Origin of the sequence: Gillisia sp. CAL575, assembly GCF_000403785.1 — a bacterium.
In the GTDB taxonomy this organism is placed as follows: Bacteria; Bacteroidota; Bacteroidia; order Flavobacteriales; family Flavobacteriaceae; genus Gillisia.
This window is the reverse complement of the sequence record NZ_APHJ01000039.1, coordinates 52997-74479: the sequence shown is the minus strand read 5'-3', so window position 1 is coordinate 74479 and position 21483 is coordinate 52997. Positions and strand designations below refer to the sequence as shown.

General features: G+C 33.1%; 20 protein-coding genes. 12 read left to right on the top strand and 8 right to left on the bottom strand.

The window, feature by feature from the left end:
• Nucleotides 1–42 precede the first annotated feature (42 nt).
• From I130_RS12855 to I130_RS12845, 3 genes are all read left to right on the top strand, one after another.
• Nucleotides 43–960 (top strand): oxidoreductase, encoded by a 918-nt coding sequence (locus I130_RS12855; protein ID WP_034923894.1) that lies wholly within the window; start codon nucleotides 43–45, stop codon nucleotides 958–960.
• A 73-nt stretch (nucleotides 961–1033) separates the two neighbouring features.
• Complete coding sequence (locus I130_RS12850) at nucleotides 1034–2140, top strand: MBL fold metallo-hydrolase (protein WP_034923891.1); 1107 nt, start codon at nucleotides 1034–1036, stop codon at nucleotides 2138–2140.
• Nucleotides 2141–2200: 60 nt separating this feature from the next.
• Nucleotides 2201–2587 (top strand): group III truncated hemoglobin, encoded by a 387-nt coding sequence (locus I130_RS12845; protein ID WP_034923888.1) that lies wholly within the window; start codon nucleotides 2201–2203, stop codon nucleotides 2585–2587.
• 180 nt (nucleotides 2588–2767) lie between these two features.
• On the opposite strand, the gene I130_RS12840 is transcribed toward I130_RS12845, so the two are convergent.
• Complete coding sequence (locus tag I130_RS12840) at nucleotides 2768–4165, bottom strand: exonuclease domain-containing protein (RefSeq protein ID WP_034923885.1); 1398 nt, start codon at nucleotides 4163–4165, stop codon at nucleotides 2768–2770.
• A gap of 1635 nt (nucleotides 4166–5800) precedes the next feature.
• Here I130_RS12840 and I130_RS12835 point away from each other — a divergent pair.
• A complete protein-coding gene (locus tag I130_RS12835) occupies nucleotides 5801–6835 on the top strand; it encodes a response regulator (RefSeq protein WP_034923883.1) in 1035 nt (344 codons plus the stop codon).
• Between the two features lie 178 nt (nucleotides 6836–7013).
• On the opposite strand, the gene I130_RS12830 is transcribed toward I130_RS12835, so the two are convergent.
• A complete protein-coding gene (locus I130_RS12830; protein ID WP_034923881.1) occupies nucleotides 7014–7532 on the bottom strand; it encodes a DUF4494 domain-containing protein in 519 nt (172 codons plus the stop codon).
• A gap of 239 nt (nucleotides 7533–7771) precedes the next feature.
• Between I130_RS12830 and hemN the strand changes: the two genes are divergently transcribed.
• The 6 genes from hemN (at nucleotide 7772) to I130_RS12800 (ending at nucleotide 13668) form a co-directional block, all read left to right on the top strand.
• Nucleotides 7772–9136: an oxygen-independent coproporphyrinogen III oxidase gene (gene hemN / locus I130_RS12825; protein WP_034923878.1), complete on the top strand. Its 1365-nt coding sequence runs from the start codon at nucleotides 7772–7774 to the stop codon at nucleotides 9134–9136.
• An 83-nt stretch (nucleotides 9137–9219) separates the two neighbouring features.
• The gene (gene deoD, locus I130_RS12820) at nucleotides 9220–9918 is read left to right on the top strand and encodes a purine-nucleoside phosphorylase (RefSeq protein ID WP_034923875.1); all 699 of its coding nucleotides are present in this window, start codon (nucleotides 9220–9222) and stop codon (nucleotides 9916–9918) included.
• A 248-nt stretch (nucleotides 9919–10166) separates the two neighbouring features.
• Nucleotides 10167–10391, top strand: coding sequence for a hypothetical protein (locus I130_RS12815; protein ID WP_034923873.1), 225 nt, complete (start codon nucleotides 10167–10169; stop codon nucleotides 10389–10391).
• A 70-nt stretch (nucleotides 10392–10461) separates the two neighbouring features.
• Entirely contained in the window at nucleotides 10462–11718 is a 1257-nt protein-coding gene (locus I130_RS12810) for a PAS domain-containing sensor histidine kinase (RefSeq protein ID WP_034923870.1), read from the top strand.
• 6 nt (nucleotides 11719–11724) lie between these two features.
• Nucleotides 11725–12768, top strand: a complete 1044-nt coding sequence (locus tag I130_RS12805; RefSeq protein ID WP_034923867.1) for a response regulator — start codon at nucleotides 11725–11727, stop codon at nucleotides 12766–12768.
• Nucleotides 12769–12864: 96 nt separating this feature from the next.
• On the top strand, nucleotides 12865–13668 hold the full coding sequence (locus I130_RS12800) for a universal stress protein (RefSeq protein ID WP_034923865.1): 804 nt from the start codon (nucleotides 12865–12867) through the stop codon (nucleotides 13666–13668).
• A 70-nt stretch (nucleotides 13669–13738) separates the two neighbouring features.
• Here the strand turns inward: I130_RS12800 and I130_RS12795 are convergent, their stop codons facing one another.
• The 6 genes from I130_RS12795 to I130_RS12770 all read right to left on the bottom strand — a co-directional run bounded on the left by I130_RS12795 (nucleotide 13739) and on the right by I130_RS12770 (nucleotide 18427).
• Nucleotides 13739–14122 carry a group III truncated hemoglobin gene (locus tag I130_RS12795; protein WP_034923862.1) on the bottom strand — a complete coding sequence of 128 codons (384 nt, stop codon included), beginning with the start codon at nucleotides 14120–14122 and terminating at the stop codon, nucleotides 13739–13741.
• Between the two features lie 3 nt (nucleotides 14123–14125).
• Entirely contained in the window at nucleotides 14126–14407 is a 282-nt protein-coding gene (locus I130_RS12790; RefSeq protein WP_034923859.1) for a hypothetical protein, read from the bottom strand.
• Nucleotides 14408–14553: 146 nt separating this feature from the next.
• Complete coding sequence (locus I130_RS12785) at nucleotides 14554–15828, bottom strand: acetyl-CoA hydrolase/transferase family protein (protein WP_034923856.1); 1275 nt, start codon at nucleotides 15826–15828, stop codon at nucleotides 14554–14556.
• 63 nt (nucleotides 15829–15891) lie between these two features.
• A complete protein-coding gene (locus tag I130_RS12780; protein ID WP_157480581.1) occupies nucleotides 15892–16458 on the bottom strand; it encodes a YceI family protein in 567 nt (188 codons plus the stop codon).
• 94 nt (nucleotides 16459–16552) lie between these two features.
• Nucleotides 16553–17824, bottom strand: a complete 1272-nt coding sequence (locus I130_RS12775) for a hypothetical protein (RefSeq protein ID WP_034923850.1) — start codon at nucleotides 17822–17824, stop codon at nucleotides 16553–16555.
• 24 nt (nucleotides 17825–17848) lie between these two features.
• Nucleotides 17849–18427 carry a YceI family protein gene (locus I130_RS12770; RefSeq protein WP_034923846.1) on the bottom strand — a complete coding sequence of 193 codons (579 nt, stop codon included), beginning with the start codon at nucleotides 18425–18427 and terminating at the stop codon, nucleotides 17849–17851.
• A 184-nt stretch (nucleotides 18428–18611) separates the two neighbouring features.
• Here I130_RS12770 and I130_RS12765 point away from each other — a divergent pair, with 184 nt between their 5' ends.
• Together I130_RS12765 and I130_RS12760 are read left to right on the top strand one after the other, a co-directional pair.
• Nucleotides 18612–21014, top strand: coding sequence for a heavy metal translocating P-type ATPase (locus tag I130_RS12765; RefSeq protein WP_034923843.1), 2403 nt, complete (start codon nucleotides 18612–18614; stop codon nucleotides 21012–21014).
• Between the two features lie 3 nt (nucleotides 21015–21017).
• Nucleotides 21018–21389: a hypothetical protein gene (locus I130_RS12760; RefSeq protein WP_034923840.1), complete on the top strand. Its 372-nt coding sequence runs from the start codon at nucleotides 21018–21020 to the stop codon at nucleotides 21387–21389.
• Nucleotides 21390–21483 lie beyond the last annotated feature (94 nt).

The following is a 21483-nucleotide window of genomic DNA, read 5'->3' as shown; positions in this document are numbered from 1 at the left end:
CAATAGCAGATAAATAAGTACTTACATTTAAATAAAAAAGATATGTCCAACCTAAACCTTGAGGAAATTCCTTATCAAAAAGGAAAAATAGCAATTGTTACAGGTGCCAACGCAGGATTAGGTCTTCAAACCGCAATCGAACTAGCAAGAAAAAAGATAAAAATAGTAATGGCTTGCCGTAATATTGAAAAGGCAGAAATAGCCAAGGAGGAAATTCTAAAGCAAGTGCCAGATGCTCAATTAGATATAATAAAAATTGACCTAAGCGAACTGAGTTCTGTTCGCAATTTCGCGAAAACCTTTCTCGCTAAATATGATAGTTTGGATCTCTTAATTAACAATGCCGGGGTGATGATGCCACCATACCAACAAACAAAAGATGGGCTTGAGTTACAAATGGCTGCAAATTATTTTGGTCACTTTCTATTAACTGGGTTACTAATCGATGTTATTACAAATACTGAAAACTCAAGAATCATCTCTCTTAGCTCCATTGCACATAAAAATGCTTCCATCAACTTTAAGGATATGCAAAGTGAAAGGAAATATTTGAAATTTGGTGCTTATGGACAGAGTAAATTAGCTTGTCTTATTTTTTCCAAGGAATTGCAAAGAAGATTAGAGGCCAACAATAAATCTAAAACGATTTCTGTAGCTGCTCATCCTGGTGCTTCTAATACAGAATTAGCCAGACATTTACCAAAACTAGCCAACTTTTTACTAACACCTTTTTTACTCTTAGTTACCCATTCTCCCAAAAATGCAGCGAAACCAACTCTAATGGCAAGCTTGGGTAATAATGTTGCCGGAGGCGACTACTATGGACCGCAAGGATTTATGGAAATGAATGGTGATCCTGGAACCGCTAAAGCTGAACCTAAAGCTTATGATGTCCTTGTTGCAAAGAGATTATGGGAAGAGTCTGAAAAACTCACAGGTATTAATTTTTTGAATTATTAATAATCTATCCCTCCATCGAACTCTAATGACATATTAATATTTATTCATGCGAACATTCTTTAAAATAATTAAAATGGTAATAGGAATATTGGTCTCCATTATTGGAATGATCGTATTAATCGCGGTAATTTTCATAAATACATCTCCTGAATTTGGCTCTAAAAGTCAAGGGGAACGATTAGTCAAAATAAAAGCTTCAGAGAATTACAAAGATGGAAAGTTTCAAAATTTATCTGAAACAGATGTATCTGGTGATATGAATTATGTAAAAACTCTAAGTGAATATTTTACAGATGGAAATAAGGTTCCAGATTGGAGTATACCAGTAAATAAAATTTCTTCAGAAACTATCTCTAAAACTTCAGACTCCACAACAAAAATTACCTGGTTTGGTCATTCAGCTCTGTTATTAGAATTGGATGGCAAAAAAATCTTTCTTGACCCAATGCTTGGTGAAGTTCCTGCACCTCATCCTTTGCTAGGAAGTAAACGTTTTAATGACACGCTACCTTTAGCGATAGAAAATATCCCAAATTTAGATGTAGTTATAATATCTCACGATCACTACGATCATTTAGATTATGGTTCAATCAAAACAATAAAAGATAAGGTAGCGCATTTCTATGTTCCTTTAGGCGTAGGTGCCCATCTCATTTCATGGGGTGTTGCAGAAGAAAAGATCACTGAAATGGACTGGTGGGAAACAATTTCGTTTGACGGACTTCAATTAACTGCGACTCCCTCACGTCATTTTTCTGGTCGCGGAATTACAGATAGATTTAATACACAATGGAGTTCTTGGGTAATCAAAGGGCAAAAAGATAATATCTATTTTAGTGGAGACTCAGGATACGATACTCATTTTAAAGAAATAGGAGACAAATATGGTCCCTTTGATCTAGCGATTATGGAATGTGGACAATACGATGCTCAATGGCCTCTTATCCACATGATGCCGGAAGAAACTGTATTAGCAACTCAAGATGTAAATGGCAAAATCTTATTGCCAATTCACTGGGGTTCTTTTAAATTAGGTCTACATAGTTGGACAGATCCAATAGAGCGGGTTACTGCTGAAGCGATTGCGAAAAATGTATCTATTACAACACCAATTATCGGGGAGGCTGTTACGGTGGGTGAAGCAATTCCAACTTCAGAGTGGTGGAAACGAAATGAATAGAATCAAAGACATCTTAGTAGTATTATATTTACCATTTTTGCAATTATCAATTCCTTTTAAATGAGAAAAGACATTACTAATAGAGAAGACATTTTTTTATTGGTATCTCTATTCTATGAGAAAATTAAAATAAATAAAGATATAGGTCATTTTTTTCATACTAATATTAAGGATTGGGATTCTCATATAAATAAGATCACCAATTTCTGGGAAAGTGGTTTATTCTTTGTTTCCACATATTCCGGAAGACCTGCAAAAGCCCATATTAAAGTAGATACAGAAAATAATAATGAGATCGATGAGATGAGTTTTGGTGTTTGGTTGAATCTTTGGTTTGAAACTATTGATGAAAATTTTGAAGGAGAAATAGCTGAAAGAGCGAAATACAATGCAAGAAAAATGGCAACACATCTTCACCTTAAAATATTCTCGGCACGACAAAAGTAATTTAGGAAGTGCTGTTTTAATGTATATCCGTTTTTTTTAGCAAGGCACTTGACCCTCTACACACCCGGGATTTATTTCAGGGTCTCTACCAGCTTTACTGGGATGCTGAAACAAGCCCGCCTGAATGGATTTGTCGGGCAGGTTCAGCATGACGAAAAACTGGCCATTCGTTATATTCTTTTAAGCAAATACCTCCTCTTCAAAATAAAACAGGTTCTTTTCGCCATGCTTTCTCAAATAACTATTTAATATTTTATGGGTATGAAAAGTGGATTCTTGGAGTTTCAGAAAAGGCTCATAATCTTCAATAGAGGCTATTTGAACTGCAGAGTCTAAGAAACCATAACCTTGGTATCTTCCTTCTTTTACTAAAATAAAAGCATCCTCTTCAAAGTGTCTTCCTTTTTCCCGGATCACATATGTAGGTTTTTCATCGCCTAGGCTGTTTATAGCTTCCGTAACTTTTAAATTATATTCTACTACAGCTTCCGTCCCATCACAAACCCCTTCACAATTCTTTAGCTTGTAATGTGAGCATTTTTCTGTACTGCTTTGTAGAGTACAATACCTTGGGCACAGCTTAAATTTTTCACATAATAACTCCAGCTTTTCAGTCGCTAAAGCCCTGTTATAATAGGTCCCAATAGAATCTTGTATTCTTTTAGTTTTCCCTATTCCAAGCTGAATTATTCCGCGCTGATTTATATAACTAATTATCTGATAAGTAGTTCCTGGATTTTTCTGAGCCCTATTAAATTTTGGATAGTGTTTCCTAATATATTCGGCTTCCAAAAGTAAGGCCATCAATTCATTCCCAGTAGTTTCATGATCTACATGGTATGTTTCCTGCCCTAAGTGATATTCTTTAGACATCTTATCGTAGAAATGTGATAACACACGTTTTTTGATATTGATTGCTTTACCAGCATAAATCACTTTCTGTTGCTTATCCTTGAATAAATAGATACCCGGTTCTTCTGGCAATTCATGAATTTCTTCTGCAGAAAGATGTGGTGGCAAAGTAGCTTGCTTAGAATGTGCATGTAAAAAAGAATTAAAGATTTGCCCATCTGTATCTAAAGATAATAAGCGCTGAAATAATATCACAGTTGCATCTGTATCTCCTTCTGCCCTATGCCTATTTGTAAGCGGGATATTTATAGAATCACACAATCTGCCTAAACTATAAGATTGTAGTCCGGGAATGAGTTTTCTGGAAAGGCGCACCGTGCACAATTTTTTACGATTAAATTCGAAGCCAAGTTGCTTAAATTCATTGCGAAGTACATTATAATCGAAATTCACATTATGCGCTACAAAGATCGCATCTCTCATAAAATCTTCGATCTCTTTAGCTACCTCATGAAACTTTGGGGCATTCTCCACCATTTCATTATTGATTCCGGTAAGTGCTGTGATCTGAACAGGAATGTGTTTTTCAGGATTTATAAGACTTGTGTATTTATCTTGAATTTCTCCACCTTTTAAGAGAACAATGCAAACTTCGGTAAGTCTATTTCCACTGATTCCGCCACCCGTAGTTTCTACATCTATAACCGCAAATAATTTATCTTTCATTTCATAAATTCTGAAGCTATAAAAGTAAACATATTTTATTATAAATAGGATTATTTCCTAAAATTAGGATTTAGTCCAATAAAAAAGCTGAATCTTTAAAGATTCAGCTTCCTTGGCTAATTCAATGATTAAAAGTTAATAATTTTGTTTTTCACTTCAATCACATTATTACATCCATAGGTCCTCCTTTGTTAATTGATTACTTAATCTCAAAAGCAAATTTTAATCCAAAATATCCTAATTATTAACGCAATTCATTTTTACATTAACAGTTTTACAATTTTCTAGATGATTTGCTTTTTTCTGAATTTCCTTTTAGCAACCTGATTCCCCATTTCAAAAATGGTTCACAATTGATGAATAAAGCAGAATTCCAATTAAATCCTAGCTTTAAAAATTAAAAGTAAGTAGCAAAGCATGATAAATGTCATACTTACATAGTACCTGTAAGATTACTTTGCTACCACTTAAAAGAATTAAAAGTTCATTGATACAGGTCTCAACATAAACTCTCTAGTGACAGTCCTATTAACTAAGATGAAAAAGCATGCTTGTAGGGTAGTAATGCTCCTAATTTAGGCTACCTTCTTTAATATTATGTAATTAGTGAGTTTTGGAGGCTTTATTAAAATATAAAAACAACCTTAAAAAAAGAATTTACTTCATTGTAAAAAATAATTTAGTTACGATTTATGTCTTATTGATCATGAAGAAAAGAGGTGAACTAGCATACTGTTCGTTGAATTTATATTAATAGCTTGATTTTCATTGGTAAAACAATAAAAGATATTTAGGGATATTAAATGAGTTTTTATTTTTTGATTTATACTGTTAATGTACAATTTCAATTGAGATTGGAAAATAAATTTTGAGTCAGAATTCTAAAGTTTAGGGGTAGGTTTTAGAATTAGGAACTTATGGACGGGTGGGGCCGTCCATAAGTTTTTTTATATTGAATTTAAGTTTCTTCTAAATTTTTATTAATATATCAACCAGGAAGGCTAAAAATAGGGGGCTAAACAAGCACAGTTTAATCGTGGGTTTTCAAGATTTATAGGGAAAATAAACCGAATATCTGCAATGGTTACGTAAGTGTTATTAGTCCTCTAAAAAAGCGGGAATCGTAGATTCCTGCTTCTTTATTTTGTGCTCTGTCCACAACGATTATTCTTGATCCCACAAGAACCACAACTCCTTTTTTCCAATCTAAGTGTAACAACACTTTATATTGATCTGCAATTTGAATTGCATATAAACTCGCAGAATTTCCTTCATGTCTAAGCCATTCCCAATTCGCCGAAAGGCTATTTGTTCAGGAAATTAATTCTTCTTTTCTTACCATATTATCAATAGCGGCATTGGCATAGTACAACAATTTCAGGTTTTTGTAAAATAGTGATGGAAGCTTTAATATTAAATCCATTTTTTGTACCTTAAATAGCTTATTTTTAAACATATAAACTCATTTTCTTCCTGCATAAAATTTATCAATGCACAATTTGTTTTTTCGCGATTTTGGTATAAGCATGGAGGTGTTTTAAGTAAAAATGTAGAAACAATATACTTTAAAAATAAGGAAAATGTTGGCAGCAGTTTTACATTAAAAATTCCTTTTGCATCTAATTTAGTGAAACTATGAAAAGAATACTCATTGTAGAAGATGATGCCGCTTTGCGTGAAAACACAGCCAAGTTATTAGCATTGGAAAATTTTGAAGTAATAACAGCTGCTAACTGTTCAGAAGGAATTAGACTAGCCAGAGAAAGCAATCCAGATATTATTATTTGTGACATCTTAATGCCAGAAAAAGATGGTTTCAACGTTTTAAAGGAATTTTCCTCAAATGACCATACACGTCATATTCCATTTATATTTTTGTCGGCTAAAACTAATCATAAAGAAATTCGTCTAGGAATGGACTTTGGAGCAGATGATTATATTATTAAACCTTTTGACGAAGAAGAATTACTAAGTGCCATAAAGAGCAGAATGGCTAAAGTTCATATCCTAAACAATATTATAAGCTTACCGCAACATGAGCCATATAAAAACATTGAGGATCTCAAGAAATATTTCGACGATCATGGAGATTTCTCGCATCATTTAAAAGGGGAAACCATATACAAAGAAGGGGATCGGGCTAATAAAATATTTCTGATACTTAAAGGCCTGGTTAAAACCCATAAAATGGATCAAAATGGTAAGAAGCTTATTACTTCTATTCAAAAACCCGAGGATTTCATGGGGCTCACTTCCTTTATAGATAATAATCCATATCAAGAATCTGCTACGGTAGTAGAGGATAGAGATCTGGCAGGAGTTAACAAACAAATTTTAAAAGAATTACTGTCCGAAAACTGTGATTTATCTCTGGAACTAATGAATATTCTAACCGATAATCTTTCGGATATTAAAGATCATTTACTACAAATGGCCTACAGTTCTGTTAGCAAAAAGACTGCCCAAACCATTCTTCAATTTGCAGAAGTACTAGATAAAGGACCCTTGGGAGAAATAAAAATATCCCGGAGTGATCTTGCCAGTGTAGCAGGGATAGCTCCAGAAAGTCTTATCCGAACCTTGTCCGATTTTAAGAAGAAAGGAATTATTGAGATAGAAGGTAGAAATATTAAGATCCTAAAATTAAATGAACTGCAAAATTTAGAGTAACATAATTCTTTTTAATTTTTAAATGGACTTCCCTCTAAAACTTTCCTTTACTCATTTATATTTCTAGACTTAGAAAAACTCATCAAAATCAAGGAGCAACAAGCGCTTAATACTACAAAAAAAACACCTCTTAAAAATAAGAGGTGTTTTTTATATTAATAAAATCCTATAATTAAAACTACATAAGTTCCTTTTCTTCAACAAGGCTTTCTTCTGGAGTTTCAGATTTTTCTGGATTATTAAATTTTTCTAATTTTTCTTCTTCTCCAGAGAAGTATGGAAAAACATCTAAGATTGGCGATTCTGTAATAGCAGGAATGGAATACTCTCCCATGGTATTGTCCATAGCTTGGGATGTATTCTCAAAAGCCTCTTTTACATCATTAGCCTGCACCAACATATACACATTTGTTTTTTTCTCCTTACCACTCTTTTCATCTATGGCAATTAAGGAAACTTTAGATTTAAACCATCTATCGGAATTTTCAAAAGGATGCACCTCAGATAAGTTGGCTACTTTTATATTTGTGATTAAAAATTCTTCACTAGTATAAGCAGCCATCTCTTCATTAATTCTAGCCTCTGCCTCTGTAAACGAAATTGCATCTAATAAATAAGTCTCTGTTGTAAGTTTTTGTTCTCCAGACTCATGTGTTTTTCTGTATTTTACTTTACACTCATACCAAGTTGCGCTCATATCTTTATTTTTTGGATGCCAAATATAAATTTTAAAATAAGCTTAGACGAGTATCCTACTAATAGATATTCACAATATTTTTTTTACCTATTCAATAATAAATTGCAAACTAATTTTAATCCCAACTAAGATAAAATTTACCTAATCTAAAATAGAATTCAACTTTACAATACCTGACAATCCTCATATTTTCTAGCCTAATACCTCTTTATTTTTGAAACTCTTAAATAGGAATAATTATGAGTTCAAATTTAATTTCCAAATACAATGTTGCAGGTCCTAGATATACCAGTTACCCAACTGTCCCATATTGGGATAATAAGAGTTTCTCGCTAAAGTCATGGAAGGAAACTTTAAGAAGAAGTTTTAAAGAAAGTAATACTTCAGAAGGAATAAGCATCTACATTCATCTTCCATTTTGTGAAAGTCTCTGTACTTTTTGCGGGTGTAATAAACGAATCACCAAAAAGCATTCTGTAGAAATTCCCTATATCAAATCTGTGATTAAAGAGTGGGAATTGTATTGCGACTTACTTGACGGTCGACCAGTAATAAAAGAGCTTCATCTTGGTGGTGGTACACCTACTTTTTTTTCTGCGGAAAATTTAAAATTATTGCTGAATGGTATTTTTAGAATCGCCCGAAAAGCTGAAAATATCGATTTAAGTTTCGAAGGACATCCAAATAATACAACTAAGGAACATTTGAAACTTTTATCATCCTTAGGATTTACCAGAGTTAGTTATGGCGTCCAGGATTATAATGAAAAAGTTCAGCGGGCAATACATAGGATTCAACCATTTGCAAATGTTAAAAATGCTACAGAAAATGCCAGAGAAGCTGGGTTTTCTTCAGTAGGTCATGATATCATTTTTGGTCTTCCATTTCAAACAAAAGAACATATAATTAATACAATTGAGCGCACAAAAGAATTGATGCCTAATCGTATTGCCTTTTATAGTTATGCTCATGTTCCATGGATCAAAGGTAATGGCCAACGTGGCTATAAGAAAGAAGATCTTCCCACAGCCGAAGAAAAACGTGAGCAATACGAAGTTGGAAAAAAACTATTATTGGAGTCGGGATATGTAGAAATTGGAATGGATCATTTTGCTCTTAAAACAGATGGTCTTTATAAGGCGGTCGAGAACAGAACTCTTCATCGTAATTTTATGGGATACTCTGCTTCAAAAACTCAAGTTATGATTGGTTTAGGAGTTTCAGCTATAAGTGATAGTTGGTATGGCTTTGCTCAAAATGTAAAGGGGCTAGAAGAATATCAAAATCTTATTGAAAACAATGTTTTTCCTGTATATAGAGGCCATAAACTTACTGAAGAAGATTTATTAATAAGGAAAAATATTCTTAATCTGATGTGCGGTTTTAAAACAAATTGGACTACGCTATCAGACTTTATTGATGAATTGCCACAAGTGAAGAATTCTCTAAAGGAAATGCAAAATGACGGACTAATTGAATTCGATGGTGATATTTTAAAAATTAACGAAAAAGGAAAACCGTTTATTAGAAATGTATGCATGGCTTTTGATATGCGATTACAAAGAAATAAGCCAGAAACCCAACTATTTTCCATGACAGTCTAGATAAATATGTAGCATGTTGAACGTTTATTAATGTGCTAAAATGAAAAGTTCAAGTACCTAAAAAATTAAAATTTTTAAAAGTAATGAGTTTACATATTGAAGCTAAAAAAGGAGAAATAGCTGAAACGGTATTGTTACCAGGAGATCCATTGAGAGCGAAATGGATTGCTGAAAGCTTTCTGATAGATATAATTTGTTACAATAATATTAGAGGAATGCTTGGTTATACAGGGTTTTATCAAGGAAAACGAGTTTCTGTACAGGGAACAGGAATGGGAATACCTTCTGCAATGATATATGCTCACGAACTCATTACTGAATTTGATGTAAAAAACCTTATTCGGGTTGGAAGCGCAGGAGCCTTTCAGCCAGATATGAAATTACTTGATCTGGTTATAGCAATGTCGGCATCTACAACTTCCTCTATAAACCAGTCTAGGTTCGACGGTGCAGATTACGCACCAACCGCAAGTTTTAATCTTTTTATGAAAGCCGTTAATCATATTAACGCGAAAGGAATTGCCTTTAAAGCAGGGAATGTTTTGTCTTCAGATATTTTTTATGATGACGATCCAGAATTTTATAAGAAATGGGCCAATTACGGGGTACTTTGCGTGGAAATGGAAACAGCAGGTCTTTACACCATCGCTGCAAAATATGGAGTAAATGCCCTGTCTATTCTCACAATTTCAGACTCGCTTGTAAATGGAGATGAAATTTCTCCAGAGATGCGAGAAAATAAACTGAGTGAAATGGTTGAAATAGCTCTTAATTCCTATTAATTAATATTCTCTTCTGGCATCCTACAGCGTGTCATCTTAACTAAAAGAAGTTATACCTACTTCATTATTAAATATGCGACAAATCTACTTAAACTTACAAATTGCGAAATGAGTAATTTATTAGAAGCACCTTGGCTACTAATATTAAAACCTATTTAATAACTTGTTACCAATACTTATATAAGAACCTTATTTTTAGCTAAATTTTAATATACTATCATATTGAATATGAGTATCTTATATTAAAAATGAAAATAACAGGAATTAACTTGTTGATAATTACAAGTTTCGTTTTGGTTCTTCTAGCCGTAGTATCTGCTCTGGAATTCTCTTTTTCCTTAGTATTTATTCTCATGTGTATTGGTCAGCTACTTTTGATTTTTACAGTATATAAAGTCCTTACCGACGATTACACCACGAATAAAACTTTTGAAGATTTCTATGAAGATTATACTCCTAACGAAAATGAGTAATATCTTACTATTATCGGGATGTTTCTTAAAAAGATTTTATCTTTATATACTATAAACAAACCTATTAAAGTTGCAGAAAACATTTCAGGATAAAGGTGAAATTTTCAATGTTCTTTTTGAGGCAGCCTCAGAAGGGATTATTGTAGTTGATAGTACCCAACACATAGTTGCAGTAAATTTGGCTGCAGAAAACATGTTTGGATATGAAAAGGATGAGCTGCTCCATCAACACTTAAACTTATTAATACCTAAAAAATACCATAAAAATCATCATCACCATTTCGAGGATTTTATAGAGCATAGTGAGAAGCGGCAAATGGGTCATGGTAGAGTCCTTTATGGAATTAAAAAAGATGGTTCCTTATTCCCAGTAGAAGCAGGACTAAATCCATTTAAGAAAGATGGACAGGAATATGTAATGTCTCTTATCATAGATATTAGCGTTAGAATGGAAACCGAGCGCCAGATATACGATCTTAATTCCCATTTAGAAGAGAAAATAAAAACCAGAACGGGAGAGCTTAGTGAGAGCATTAGCAAATTAGAAGAACTTAATAAGAATCTTCAAGCTGAGGCAAAGAGAAGAAAAGCTGCAGAAGAAAAAATTAAAGATGCCCTGCAAAAAGAGATAGAGCTTAGTGAATTAAAGACAAAATTCCTTTCATTGGTGTCTCATGAATTTAAAACTCCATTAAGTGGTATACTAACTTCAGCAACTTTAGCCGAAAAACACACTCTAAATGAGCAACAAGATAAGCGCGAAAAGCATTTGGGTACCATACGTAATAAGGTGCATTATCTAAATAACATTTTAAACGATTTCTTATCTATAGAAAGACTTGATAGTGGGAAAGGCCAATATAAATATGCTACTTTTAGTCTTAAAAGGCTCATTAATGAAGTTATTTATAATGCTAACGTTACATTAAAGGATGGGCAGGAAATCTCATATCCAAAAGACATAAAGGACGAACAACTTTATCAGGATGAAAAGATCCTGGAATTAGTGCTTTCAAATATTTTAGGAAATGCTATTAAGTATTCCCCAGAAAACACTAGCATTAAACTTGATGTCTTACTTACAGATAGTAAAATATTTTTCAACATTAAAGACGAAGGACGGGGAATCCCTGAAAAAGATCAAAAACATATTTTTGAGAGATATTTTAGAGCAGAAAATGCTTTGCTGGATCAGGGAACTGGTATTGGCTTAAATATATCTAGAACCCATTTGGTAAATATGGGTGGACAAATAAGTTTTTTAAGTGAAGAAAATAAAGGAACCGAATTTAAAATAGAAGTTCCCATATTAAACCCAGGAAATTAAAACTAAATGAAAAAAATATTACTGATAGAAGACGATGTTACTGTACGTGAAAATACGGCAGAACTACTTGAGCTTTCAGAGTATAAAGTTATCACCTCCAACGATGGAAAACAGGGTTGTATTAAAGCACAAGCAGAGCTACCAGATATTATTATTTGTGATATAATGATGCCGGAAATGGACGGTTATGGCGTGCTTCAGGTACTTAGTGAGAATCCTAAAACAGCCAATATCCCATTTATATTTCTTTCAGCTAAAACAGAACATAAAGATATTAGGCGAGGAATGGATCTTGGAGCCGATGATTATCTTACTAAACCATTTGAAGAGTTAGATTTACTAAGTGCGATAGAAAGCAGAATAGCGAAAGTTGCAATTTTAAATTCTTTTCAAAAAGAACAAAGTTCTAACGAGGATACGGGGAAATTGAAAAATATTTCCGAACTCAGAGAACACTTCGAGTCTAATCCAATATTAAGTTTTAAAAAGGGAGAATATATCTACGAAAAAGACAAACAGTCTAATTTCTTTTATCTTGTAAAAAGTGGAGTTGTAAAAACGCACCATAATGATGATAAAGGGAAAGAACTTATTACTTATCTCTATAAATCTGGAGATTTCTTGGGAGATGCAAGTGAAGATCCTCAAGCTTCAAACTCAGATTATGCTACGGCAATGGAAAATACCGAGCTTTATGCCATATCACGTGAGGATTTGTACTCGATATTGATTCATAATCCACATATAAGTATAAAATTGCTGGAGATCTTGAATAATAATCTAGTAGGACTAAAAAAACAATTAATGAATATGGCATATGGTTCTGTTAGAAAAAAAACAGCAAATACCATCTTGCTTTTTGCTGAAAAAATAGAAAAACACCCCCTACAATCTATTCGGATTTCCCGTTCAGATCTTGCTAGCGTTGCCGGAATGGCCGCAGAAAGTTTGATAAGAACATTATCTGAATTTAAAAAAGAGGGCTTCATAGAAATTGAGGGAAGAAACATTAAAATCCTCAACTCCCAAGCTTTGAGAAATATAGATTAATGGCCTTTTAATTAAATAAGCCTGTAACTGATTTTAATCATTTTTAAGCGTGAGCACTTGTTCTAATTTTGAATAAATTAATTAGAACCAACACGAATGAATATCTTAATTCTGACAGATTTTTCAGATGTATCGGAGAATACCAGTAGGTATGCATTAGATTTTCTTAGAGAAACGCCCTCAACAATTTCACTACTTAATATTCAGGATATTAATTTCAATGAGGAGTCTAGTGAAGAGCTGGGCAAGAAAATGCTTTCTATCTCTAAAAAAATGCATGAGGCAATAGATAATTTAAAAAACTACAGTACAAACCCTAAACATAAATTTCATCTCAACCTGTCGCTAGATAATTTAATTACAGCTGTTAGACGATGTGTTGAAGAAAAAAAAATAGATCTTATATTCATTGGTGCAGCAAGTGAACAAGAGCACAGACACCCTCTACTTGGAAACCATGCTTATGAAATAATTCAAAAAATAAAATGTAATATTTTAGCCGTTCCAGATAAAGTTACATATGTTCTTCCTAAACGAATAATCTTGCCCATAGATTATTCTGTGCTTTCAGAAAGAAAATCCTTTCATGTATTAAGAGATCGCAATTATGTGAAAAGTGAAAATTTAACTATAGTAAATGTTAATGAAAATGAGAATTATTGTTTGAAGAAAAAAATGATTCAGGAACTATGGGAAAATGATTCTAAAGAAAATATCGATTTACGATTTTTAAATAAAAATGCGTTTTTCAACTCTGATTTTCTAATGGAGATTCAGGATAAATATGATCAAATAGTTATTCTAGAAAAGAATCTGAGTATTTCAGATAAGCTTTTAAATAGCCGTTATGGATTGTTTTCTAAGATTAGCAATAAGATACCCATTTTAATTCTGCACTAATACTAAGGAAAGTTTATAAATTTAATTATAAACTCATCAAGAAAGTAAATTAAATATAAGATTATAGAATTTAAGAAGGCCTGTTTTGGTAGATTCTAAGAAACAAGTGTGTAGACATTTTCCTGGCATTATCTTTAAGTCGCTGCGCCATTTTTCCTTCAAAAAGTTCATCTATAGTTTGGAACCATAAGTTCATCCAAATCCCAAAATGATACTCTTTAATACTATTATTATGATCCTGATCTACCTTAGCATGTGCTATTGCCGGGTTACCATTAAAACTACCAGTATAAAAAAGATTGGTTTCCCAAAAATCTGTTAGCCTTTCAAAATGCTCATCCCAATTTTTAATATTATCAAAAAAATAACCTATTTCATCATTCTTTCGGACTTTAGTATAAAAGCGTAATACCAATTTATTTACATCTTCACGATTCTTTAGATCCTCTTTCATGTATTAAAGTAATTTGATAAGAATAAAAGAAATACTTAGCACAATACTTACAATTAATGAGTTAAAAACGAATCTAGCTTTTAATTGTGCCAAAACTGAAGCATTATACCACATACAAGCAACTACAACAAGTCCTAACTGGATCATGTCTATTGCAGTATGCCCATTTATTAAAATAAGCATAGCTGCGATGGAACCTAAACAACTGGAAACAAGAATTCCCGTTGTTGCACCTGCAAAAAAATCTCTTTTAAATTCTGATAATTGTTTGTTATAAATTGTCATGTTCTTAAGTTTTTAAATTATACCCAAATTTAAAAATTACATGACTGAAGAAATATGACAGAGATCAGTTTGGACTAAAAATAAAGCTGAATCATTCCGGTTAAAGAAAGTTCAGCTTATTAAAAATAATATAATATTGATTCTAACTATTTCAGCACTTCAAAAGAGATCTTTTCAAGTTCTTCTCTATAACTTGGATGAGCAATGCTTATTAAAGCTTTAGCCCTTTGCTTTAAATTTTTTCCGAAGAGATCTACTACGCCATATTCTGTGACAATATAATGTACATGAGCCCTTGTAGTGGTAACTCCTGCTCCTTCTTTAAGGTAGGGAACAATTTTACTGAATCCTTTATTAGTAATAGATGGCAATGCGATGATCGCTTTCCCACCTTCAGATAAGGATGCACCACGCATAAAATCCATTTGTCCTCCAACACCAGAAAATTGATATTTACCGATTGTATCTGCACAAACCTGTCCAGTAAGGTCTATTTCTATCGCCGAGTTTATTGCGGTAACTTTCGGGTTCTTTCTTATAATAGCAGTATCATTTGTATAGGAAGCTTCTTTAAAATGCACTATAGGATTATCGTCTATAAAGTCATAAAGTTTTTGAGATCCTATAGCAAAACAAGTAACCAATTTACCTGGTTTTATAACTTTTTCTTCTCCTGTTATCACTCCTTTTTCAAGTAAAGGAAGTATTCCGTCTGAAAACATTTCTGTATGAATACCCAATCTTTTGTGGTTGGTGAGATTGTTTAGTACTACATTAGGAATTCCTCCTATTCCCATTTGTAAAGTAGCACCATCATCCACTAATTCTGCTACATATTTTCCAATTTTCAATTCGGTTTCAGAAGTAACCAAAATATGGGAGGTATGAATAGGTTGATCAACTTCTACTGCTATATCAATTTCACTTATATGGATTATTCCATCCCCATGAGTTCTTGGCACTTGTCGATTCACCTGGGCAACTACTTTTTTCGCCGATTGGATTGCCGCTAAAGTAATATCTACTGAAACTCCTAAAGAACAGTATCCATGGGCATCTGGTGGTGATACCTGAATAAATGCAACATCTAATTCTAGGATATTCCTTTTAAAAAGTAAATGGATCTCACTTAAAAAAATAGGAATATATGATCCAAAATGAGAGTTCACTGCTCCCCGCACATTGCTTCCTACAAAACAGGAGTTTGTCTTAAAAGTCTTAGTGTAAGGCTCTTTAGTATACAGGGCTTCACCTTCTGTATGCATGTGTAAGATCTCAATATTTTTTAACTCATTATATCTATCACAAAGGGTATCTATCAAAAAATTTGGGGTCATAGCTGCACCTTGAACAAAAACCCTTTGATTAGATTTTACTGTTTTCACTGCTTCTTGTACTGATACTACATTCAGACTTTTCATGATTTTTATTGTTTTATAACTTAAATTTTAAGCGAAAGAATTTTATAAAATTGCAGGTTTACACTAACGAGAAATTTTCAAATTAAATTCAACTTCGATCATTTCATCTACCTCTATTAAACCGAGCGCTTTTTTAGGTGGTTCAAGATTAAAATCACGAATATTAATTTTAAACTTTCCAATAAATCGATCATCTCTAGTTTGAACTGGTAATTCGTAGGTATTCTCCTCACCCGCGATCTGAACTGTAATAAAGGCTTTAAGATATTCTGCTGAAACAAGCTCCATTTTATCTACCCTTATCACAATTTCTGAAAAGTGATCTGCAACCAACAAATCTTGAAAATCTGAATTCATTCTTTTATTTCCACAGTCGAAACCTACTGTAAGAAATTTGAGTTTAAAATTGTTGAAAATAAGTTGCTCATCCCGCTGAGCATAGCTTAAAGTCATAGTTTTACTAATAAAATCGTTGTTAAAACGGCAATCAAATTTATTTACATTTGTACTACCTGCTATTATCAATTCACTCTCTGGGTGAATTTCAATATGCACCTTCTTAAAATTTTCTTGAGCTTTCACGGTGATTACAGAAAGCAAAAAAAGCATGTATAATATCAATCGTTTCATGATAAAAAGATTTGAGATTTTCAGAAAAAATTTCGGGTAGAATTACTTAAAATTTATGGATTAAGTAACTCTACCCGAAAATGTCATTCTAAGATTAGAAGCTAATTACCGCTTCAAAAACAATTCCGTTAAATTTACCATCATTATGAATATCCGTTACAGGGTAGTCATTATAATTCTGATTTACATACTCTAATTTAGCTAAGATATTTTTGGTCATAAACCAACCTGCACCAAGATTAAAACGGTCTATACTTACATCTTCTCCACTAGCCAATTCTCCATCTACAAGATTATAACGACCACCAACATATAACTTTTCATCTGTACCGAATCTATAAAGAAGTTCTCCAGCGTATTGATTCCAAACTCTTTCATCAGATTCGTTTGCAGCTTTTCCAGAAGCTCTTTCAAAAACTCCAAAGAACTCAAGACCACCATACTTTAAGAATGGATTAATCATAAAAGAAGTCAATTCGTTTCTTAGACCTGGATTAATTCTACCAGCTCTAAAACCATCTCCCGCACCATCTACATCTGTAAACACATCATAGTAACGAGATCCGGCACGGTCACCACTGTATAGGTAAGCACTAGCTGTTTGAGCAGTATGATAAACAGAACCTGTTAATCTAAACCTCAAATCTTCTGTTACATAATCGTCATATCCTAGCTTAGCCACTAAAGATGGGCTAGTAACTTCTGGATTGGTGACATATTGATTTAATTTACCATTTGTAGCACCTACCATTGCAAAAAAGCTTTTATTGAAATAATAAACTTCAACTCCAACCTCGGTTGTAAAACTATCCATTAGATAATTTCCTACAAATGGATTGTATAATGCCATGGCGTTATCTGATCTTCTAAAGTGGGTATCACCGTAGTTTACCTCCATATGGCCTATTTTAATTCTCATATTTTTCATAAGACCTTCAGCAAAACCTTCACTTATAAAGTCCAACTTATCTATTTGAAGATAACCACCCTTAACATATGCTTCGTTATGGTGCTGGGAAGACAAATAAGTTCTTAGATGAAGTTGTACGCCATCATAAAGCGCAACATCAAAATCTAAATTAGCAGTTGCCAGGTTAAAGTTGCCACCTATATCTTGTAATACAGGGGTAGATAAATTTCCAGAATTTTCATGATCTATCTCTTGGAACTGAAGTGCAAATGCACCACCAACTCTTACATGTAGTCCATCAAAAGTAGAAACACTGTCTTTTGGTGCTTCAAATTGGTTAATTCCTCTTTGATCGGGATTTCTGTAATTATCGAAATCTCGTTGGTTCTGAGCAATTGTAGGAATGGTCACTAAGACCATTAGTGCTAAACTGATGTATTTAATAATAGTTTTCATTTTAATTGAATTTTAAGGTTAGGTTTATTTTTTAAAGTGTGATTCAAATTTTATTAGTACTTCTTCACCTGTTTTAATGGTGCCGAACATTGCAGTTGGAGGGTCGATTCCAAAATCTGTCATATTCAGTTTGTATTGACCGGTGAGAACAAGTTGATCAGTTGCACGTTTGACATTGAAATTAAGACTAACTTGTTTTTTCACTCCAGCTATAGTAAGACTTCCGGTTGTTTTCACTTTATAATCGCTTTCAGAAATCTTTTCGATACCATTCACTTTATTTAAAGTGAATGTGATGTTCTTATATTTATCTGTATTTAAAGCTTTATAAGTATTCTTATCCATTCCGCTTTTCCCACTTACTAAGCTTTCAGCTACCGCGCTAAATTCTAGCTTGGTTATCTTTTCGAGATTTTCCTCATTAAAATTTACTATAAGTAAACCATTTGTATTTTCCGCTTCAATGGTCCAGTCATGAATGTTGGAAGTCCCATCTACCAAAAGATTGGAGTTGGTATTATTTAGTTTGTAAGATTGAGCATTTACTCCGAAGCTTATAAGGAGTACTGCTGTTAACATCTTTAAATCGCTGTAAGATTTCATATTAATTCTGATTTTATATCTGCACAAAGTTGAGACAGTAGTACTTGTTAAATAATGATGAAAGTCATTTTTCCTGAGATTAAACGAGATTATAAAAATTACTATTTATAGCATGTAATATGATAGGGGTCATTTTTTTAAAACCGTAAATCCATAATATTCGCGTTTATAACATATAGAGAATATGGAGACTTGTTATCATTGTGGAGAAAAATGTATAGATGAAATTATACATTATGATGAGAAATCATTTTGTTGTTCGGGGTGTAAAACCGTCTTTGATATTCTAAATATAAATGATCTTGGCTATTATTACGATCTCGAGAGATCACCTGGAACAAGCCCTAAAAATCTAGAAGGGAAGTATGATTATTTGGATAATACAGATATCGTAGAAAAATTATTAGAATTCAACGATCTCAATACACAAGTTATTTCTTTCGTTATTCCTAGCATTCATTGCAGCTCATGTATTTGGATCTTGGAAAACCTGAATAAATTAAATCCTGCTATCAAAAGCTCTCAGGTAGATTTCCCCAAAAAATCTATTCGAGTAAATTATAATTCAGAATGCATTTCCTTAAAGGAGTTAGTGATCTTATTAAATAGAATTGGATACGAACCTTCTATTTCGCTAGAGAATTACAATAAAAAAGCCACTGTAATAGATCGAACTCTTATTTACAAACTAGGAGTTGCGGGGTTTGCATTTGGTAATATCATGTTTCTGTCTTTTCCTGAATATTTTGAAGTCAAGGAGTTTTGGCTAGATCAATTTAAAGTTTTGTTTCGTTGGCTTATGTTTGGTTTTACCTTACCTGTAGTTTTTTATTCGGGTTCAGATTATTTTGTTTCAGCATTTAAAGGATTACGAGCCAGAACTCTAAATATAGATGTTCCAATTGCCTTAGGGATCGCTGTTTTATTTTTAAGAAGTTCTGCTGAAATTATCCTGAATTTGGGCACCGGTTTTTTTGATAGCCTAAGTGGATTGGTTTTCTTTTTACTTCTAGGAAGGTATTTTCAACAGAAAACTTACTCCTTTCTTTCTTTTGAAAGAGATTACAAATCCTATTTTCCTATTGCAGTCACTCGTTTAAATAATTCAATAGAAGAGCAGGTACAAGTTTACAAAATTAAAAAAGGTGATCGTATCCTAATTAGGAATGAAGAATTGCTCCCTATGGATGCCGTTCTTATTAAGGGGAAAGCTTCTATAGATTATAGTTTTGTAACCGGCGAGGCCGAGCCAGTTATTAAGACAAGTGGAGACAAACTTTTTGCAGGAGGTCGGCAGCAAGGTGGCATAATAGAAATTGAAGCCTTAAAAGCAGTACAGCAGAGTTATCTTACACAACTTTGGAGTAATGAAATCTTTAGTAAAAACAAGCTAAGTAGCTTTCAAAGTCTTACCAATCAGATAAGCAAACGTTTTACCATTGCGGTATTAAGCATCGCAATACTTTCTGGCCTTTTCTGGTTGATCTATGACCCATCGAAAGCCTTAAATGTTTTTACAGCAGTACTCATTATTGCTTGCCCTTGCGCCATTGCATTAGCCGCACCTTTCACACTTGGAAACCTTCTTCGCATTTTTGGAAGGGAGAAATTTTACTTAAAAGAAGTATCGGTTATCGAGCAAATGGCAAAAATTGATACGATCGTTTTCGATAAAACCGGAACCATCACTACCAATAAACGAAATAGTATTTCTTATGAAGGTATAGAACTAACTAAAGCTGAAGAGGGAATATTAAGTGGCAGTCTAAGAGCTTCCAACCACCCTCTTAGTAGATCCCTTTATCAACTTCTCAAAAAAAACAATATTGTTACTCCAGATGAATTTCTAGAACACACTGGGAAAGGTATCGAAACAATCTACATGAATAATAGTTTTAAAATTGGATCTGCCGATTTTGTAAAAACTGAATCTGTTTCGACTCCTTCTGTTAAGTTGAAAAAACCTGAGAAAACTTCAGTTCATATAAGTAGTAACAATATTTATAAAGGTTGTTTCACTTTCAGCAATGCCTACCGAGAGGGGCTTTCAAAATTATTTGAAGTTCTAAAAGCCGAAAGAGACCTTATTATCCTTTCTGGAGATAATGATGGTGAGCGTGAAAATCTTGAATTAATGTTGCCCAGAGATACTAAAATGTTCTTCAATCAGCAACCAGGACATAAACTTGAGTTTATTAAAAAACTTCAGCAAAACGGCAAAACAGTAATGATGGTTGGCGACGGACTCAACGATGCCGGAGCTTTAGCACAAAGTGATGTTGGGATCGTGATTTCTGAAGATATCAATGTCTTCTCCCCTGCTTGCGATGGGATTTTGGATGCATCAGCATTTAAGAATTTGGGAGATTATATAGATCTATCTAAAAATGGGATTAAGATCATTAAATGGGCATTTTTACTGTCACTTTCTTACAATTTGATTGGCCTTTCCTTTGCGGTCACAGGACATTTAAGACCAGTTATTGCTGCTATTTTAATGCCATTAAGCAGTATAAGTATTGTTGCATTTACTAGTGTAGCCACGCATCTATTCAGCAGAAAATTATCAAGGAATCTTAAACATTAAAACATGGAACATCATAATTATACTTATAAGCTATTCCTTGAAAAGGACTTTTCAGCAATAGAAATTGTAAATCTCTTATATCAAGAAATTCAATCTCCAGATCCTAAAACCAAGTCTTTAGTTGTAATTGACATATTGGAGGGATTTGTAAACAGACTCAAGAGTGATATCTACAATGTGAAAATTGAATTTGAGACAGAAACTGGAAAGCATCTAAAGTCCCTTACAAATCAATTGGCGGCAGCAGTTATCTATTTAGAAAAGATTATTAATAAATCTATCGCGTACTATAAAAACGGAATTAATTATAAGCTAAGAAAACTTCAACAAATGAGGCAAGAGATAGCGGTAATAGGTCTCTATCTGGAGGTGTGATTGCTTAATTTTTTACCTATATCAACCAAAAGCTGATTTTCGTCATTTTTTTTGCTTCTCCTCACAAATACTTTTACGCCAAGATTCAAAAACT